The 5,086-nt window shown below is 65.9% G+C and carries 3 protein-coding genes and 1 pseudogene; 2 read left to right on the forward strand and 2 right to left on the reverse strand.

Annotated elements, in window-relative coordinates; all coding sequences use genetic code 11:
• The coding region (locus tag QOC69_RS24260) for an SDR family NAD(P)-dependent oxidoreductase (RefSeq protein ID WP_526444406.1) at window positions 1–1,686 on the forward strand (1,686 nt) is incomplete at its 5' end.
• Window positions 1,687–1,704: 18 nt separating this feature from the next.
• Here QOC69_RS24260 and QOC69_RS24265 read toward each other — a convergent pair.
• Window positions 1,705–2,787: an NAD(P)H-dependent amine dehydrogenase family protein gene (locus QOC69_RS24265; protein WP_526444408.1), complete on the reverse strand. Its 1,083-nt coding sequence runs from the start codon at window positions 2,785–2,787 to the stop codon at window positions 1,705–1,707.
• 247 nt (window positions 2,788–3,034) lie between these two features.
• On the opposite strand from QOC69_RS24265, the gene QOC69_RS24270 reads away from it, so the two are divergent.
• Window positions 3,035–4,870, forward strand: a complete 1,836-nt coding sequence (locus QOC69_RS24270; RefSeq protein WP_526444410.1) for an acyl-CoA dehydrogenase family protein — start codon at window positions 3,035–3,037, stop codon at window positions 4,868–4,870.
• A 107-nt stretch (window positions 4,871–4,977) separates the two neighbouring features.
• Here QOC69_RS24270 and QOC69_RS24275 read toward each other — a convergent pair.
• Window positions 4,978–5,086 (reverse strand): annotated as a pseudogene (locus tag QOC69_RS24275) (DNA-binding response regulator); the annotation flags it as partial.

The raw sequence follows: 5,086 nt of genomic DNA on the forward strand, positions 1-5,086 counted from the left end.
AGCGGCGGCGTCGGGCTCGCCGCGATCCAGATGGCGCAGCAGCACGGCGCCATCGTCTTCGCGACGGCCAGCACCTACAAACGCGCGACTCTGCGCAAGATGGGTGTGCAGTACGTCTACGACTCGCGCACAACGGATTTCGCCGACCAGATCCTCACCGACACCGGCGGCGTCGGAGTCGACGTGGTGCTCAACAGCCTGACCAACGAGGGGTTCCTCGAAGCGACCGTGCGGGCCACCGCCCGGAACGGCCGTTTCGCCGAGATCGCCAAGCGCGATATCTGGACGCACGAGCAGATGGGTGCGGCGCGTCCCGACATCGACTACGAGATCGTCGCACTGGACGTGACCACCCTGCAGAACCCCGCGCACATCAAGCGGCTGTTGACTGAGGTGTCGGAGGGGTTGGCGAAGGACGAGTGGACGCCGCTGCCCGCCGAGATCTACCCGGTGACGGAGGCCAGAGCCGCGTTCCGCCGCATGCAGCAGGCGCGGCACATCGGCAAGATCGTGGTGCAGATCCCGACCCCGCTGCAGCCGCGTGCCGATCGGAGCTATCTGATCACCGGCGGACTCGGTGCTATCGGTCTGCACACGGCGTCGTATCTGGCCCAACTCGGTGCCGGGGACATCGTGTTGACCAGCCGGCGTGCGCCCGATGCGGATGCGCTACGGGTGATCGAGGAGCTCACCGAGCGCTACCGGTGCCGCATCCATACCTTCGCAGCCGATGTCGGCGACGAGTCCGAGGTCGAGAAGCTGCTGGACCGGATCCGTGCGGAGTTGCCCCCGCTCGCCGGAGTGGCACATCTGGCCGGCGTGCTCGACGATGCACTGCTGTCGCAACAGTCCGTGGAACGCTTCCGAACGACGTTGGCGGCCAAGGCGTTCGGCGCCTGCCACTTGAGCCGTCTGACGGAGGATGACGAGCTGGACTTCTTCATCGTGTCCTCCTCGGTGTCCAGCTTGTTCGGTTCACCCGGTCAGTCCAACTACGCGACTGCCAACGCGCTGCTCGACGGACTGGTCGCGCAGAGAAGGTCGAGAGGTCTGCCGGCGACCGGCGTCAACTTTGGTCCGTGGGCCCAGGGTGGCATGGCCTCTTCGGAGGCCGCGCGCGCCAATATCGGTGCGCAGGGCCTGGTGCCACTGGAGCCCTCGGCCGCGCTTGCTGCACTCGCCGAGGTCGTCGCCAACGGAACCGGGCAGGCAACCGTCATCAAAGCCAACTGGCAGCGTGCCGCGAAGGTGCTGGGCAGTTCGCGTCCGCCGATTCTCGACCTCGTGTTGCCGAGTGCCGTCGGCGAAGTGGTCGGTGACAGTGAGCTGCTTCGGCAGCTGCAGGAGATTCCGGTGGCGCAGCGCGCCAGTTTCGTGACCGAATTCCTTCAGCGCGAGGTGCAGAACTTCCTGCGGCTCGCGCAACCGCCAGCCGCAACCAGTCGGTTCCTCGATCTGGGTACCGATTCACTGATGGCGATCGAACTCCGAAACCGGTTGCACAGTCAGTTCGGCGGCGCGTTCACGATCAACGCGACCGCGGTATTCGACTATCCGACCATCGGGGGGCTCGCCGACTACCTCGTCGGTCAGCTGTCCGATTCGGAATCGCCGCCGGAGGCAGCGCAACCCGTCGCACCGTCGGCCGAGTCGGAGTCCGGGGCGGCTGCCCAGTCCGGAGACTGATCGCCGTCCACGGCGATGTCAATCGGCCCAGCGCGTCGCCTCGACTTCATCTGGTAGCGGCGTGTGCAGCGGAACGTCGAGGCCGTCGTAGATGCCCGGCTTCTGGGTGGCCAGCCACTCGATGGCGCCGAGCAGCCGGTTGGCGGCCGTCGTATTGCCGCCGTCGGCCCTGGTGCCGCCCTGCACGTCGGCCCGGCTGACGATGGTGAGCTGCGGGTCGCCGTCGACGATGACGCGGTGATCGCCGACCCCCTCGTCGGGTTGCGGCCAGTCCGGGGCACACGACGGGTCGATGCGGGTGATGTGCTCGACGACGATGCGCTGCTTGCCGCCCGCCCAGCCGATCACCTTGAGGAAGAACGCCCCCTGGGTGCCCTTTTCGAAGCGGCCCATGACGTTGTCGACCGATTCCTCCAAGGGCAGCCTCTCGACGACCTCGGTGATCTCGTCGATCTCCAACCCGAGGCCGCGGCCGATCAGCCGGATGTTGCCGCCCCAGACCATGGTCGGGATGGACGGCAGCAGCATCATCGGCACCTCGTCCATCGAGCCGCCGAACCCGCAGCTCACCCGCACGGCGTGGGGCTGGTCATAGGTCGAGTAGTCGAAAATCTCCTGGCAGTAGATGGTGCGGATCCGTGTGCACAACCCGGCCGCCAGCACGGCCAGCGCGTCGTTGGCCCAACCCGGGTCGACGCCACTGACCAACAGCGTGGCACCGCCCTCCTCGGCAGCAGCGGTCAGGCGGTCGACCCACTCCTGCGGCGCGGACCGCGGGTCGTATAGCGAGTACAGCGAGGGCGTCACGACGTGGACACCCGCGCGCAGGCACCGCTCGATGTCGTTGACCGCGTCGTCGGGGCGGATGTCACCCGACGCCATGTAGGCCACGGCATCGCTGCTCGACAGTGCGGCGTCGACGTCCGTGGTGGCGGTGACACCGGTCGGTGAGTTCAACCCAGCGAACGTCGCCGCGTCCCTGCCTTCCTTGTCCGGCGAGGAGGTGATGACGCCGGCCAACTCCAACCCTGGAAAGGCGGTTACCGAACGGATCGCCGTCGACCCCATGTTGCCCGTTCCCCATACCGCCACACGCCTCATTCGGCCCACTTTATCGGCCGTGCCATGGCGTCTCGTGGCCGATATCACATTCCGCTGAAACGGCAGGTCAGGGCTATTTTCGAGGGTTTGGCAACGCCCGATCAACCACTGGGTTGCTTAGCTGGCAGAAATTTGCTCAGCACTGCTTTGCGTTGAAGTTACCGGGCGGTATAGTTGGCCCCAGTTACTGGTGGGTAACTTATCGTGAGTACCCAACCGCAGGTGGCATTCTCATCGAGGAGGAAACGTGAGCCACTACAAGAGCAACGTCCGTGACCAGGTATTCAACCTGTTCGAGGTGCTCGGTCTCGACAAGGCGCTCGGCGAGGGCGACTACAGCGACCTTGACGTCGACACGGCCCGCGAGATGCTCGCGGAAATGAGTCGTCTGGCCGACGGTCCGATCGCGGAGTCGTTCGCCGACTCCGATCGGAACCCGCCGACCTTCGACCCCAAGACTTTCTCGGTGACGCTGCCCGAGGGCTTCAAGAAGTCCGTGCGTGCCGTCACCGACGGCGGTTGGGACCGCGTCGGCCTCGACGAGGCACTCGGTGGTGTGCCCGCTCCCAAGGCTCTGATGTGGGCGCTCAACGAGCACATCCTTGGCGCCAACCCGGCTGTCTGGATGTACGCCGGTGGTGCGGGATTCGCGAACATCTTTTACCACCTCGGTACCGAGGAACAGAAGAAGTGGGCCGTGCTGGCCACCGAGCGGGGCTGGGGCTCCACCATGGTGCTGACCGAGCCCGACGCAGGCTCGGACGTCGGCGCAGGCCGGACGAAGGCCGTCAAGCAGGACGACGGCTCCTGGCACATCGACGGTGTGAAGCGCTTCATCACCTCGGGTGACTCGGGCGACCTGTTCGAGAACATCTTCCACCTGGTGCTGGCCCGCCCCGAGGGCGCCGGCCCAGGCACCAAGGGTCTTTCGTTGTTCTTCGTGCCGAAGTTCCTGTTCGACTTCGAGACCGGCGAGATCGGCGAGCGCAACGGCGTGTACGTCACCAACGTCGAGCACAAGATGGGCCTCAAGGTCTCCGCGACCTGCGAACTGTCTCTCGGTCAGCACGACGTGCCCGCCAAGGGCTGGTTGGTCGGCGAGGTGCACGAAGGTATCGCGCAGATGTTCGACGTCATCGAGCAGGCCCGGATGATGGTGGGCACCAAGGCCATCGCCACCCTGTCGACCGGCTACCTCAACGCGCTCGAGTACGCCAAGAGCCGCGTCCAGGGCGCCGACCTCACGCAGATGACCGACAAGACTGCGCCGCGGGTGACCATCACGCACCACCCGGACGTCCGGCGCAGCCTGCTGACCCAAAAGTCCTACGCCGAGGGCCTACGTGCGCTGTACCTGTACACCGCGACGTTCCAGGACGCGCAAGTGGCCAAGGCCGTGCACGACGTGGACGCCGAGCTGGCGGTCAAGGTCAACGACCTGCTGCTGCCCATCGTCAAGGGCGTCGGATCCGAGCAGGCCTACGCCAAGCTCACCGAGAGCCTGCAGACCTTCGGTGGCTCGGGCTTCCTGCAGGACTACCCGATCGAGCAGTACATCCGCGACGCGAAGATCGACTCGCTCTACGAGGGCACCACGGCCATCCAGGCGCAGGACTTCTTCTTCCGGAAGATCGTGCGCGACAAGGGTGTTGCCCTTGGCTACGTGGCGTCTCAGATCGAGCAGTTCATCAAGAACGAGTCAGGCAACGGCCGGCTGAAGGCCGAGCGGGAGCTGCTAGCGACCGCGCTGGCCGACGTGCAGGGCATGGCGGCGACGCTGACCGGCTACCTGATGTCCTCGCAAGAGGACGCCAAGAACATCTACAAGGTGGGCCTGGGTTCGGTGCGCTTCCTGATGAGCGTCGGTGACCTGGTTCTCGGCTGGCTCCTGCTGGAGCAGTCGGCCGTCGCCACCGCGGCGCTCGACAACGGCGCCAGCGGCGACGATCGCAGCTTCTACGAAGGCAAGATCGCGTCCGCGTCGTTCTTCGCGAAGAGCTTCCTGCCGCTGCTGACCAGCACCCGCCTGGTGATCGACACCATCGACAACGAGGTGATGGAACTGGACGAGGCGGCCTTCTAGGTCTTCGTCGACCGTCTCAGACAGAAGACCCCCGGGGACTTTGAAGTCTTCCCCGGGGGTCTTCTGCGTGTCAGAGCGCGTCGACGGGTCCTGGAGCCACGCGTGGGTCAAGAGTTCAGGTAGGTCACGACCGCGAGCACGCGGCGATGCTGGGCCTGCGACGGCGGCAGGTCCAGCTTGGTGAAGATGGCCGAGACGTGCTTCTCGACGGCCCGC

The organism is Mycobacterium sp. (assembly GCF_032162105.1).
Classification (GTDB): Bacteria; Actinomycetota; Actinomycetes; order Mycobacteriales; family Mycobacteriaceae; genus Mycobacterium.

Coding starts and splice junctions, on each gene's coding strand:
- QOC69_RS24265 (WP_526444408.1), bottom strand. CDS start 2,787: ATGAGGCGTGTGGCGGTATGGGGAACGGGCAACATGGGGTCGACGGCG.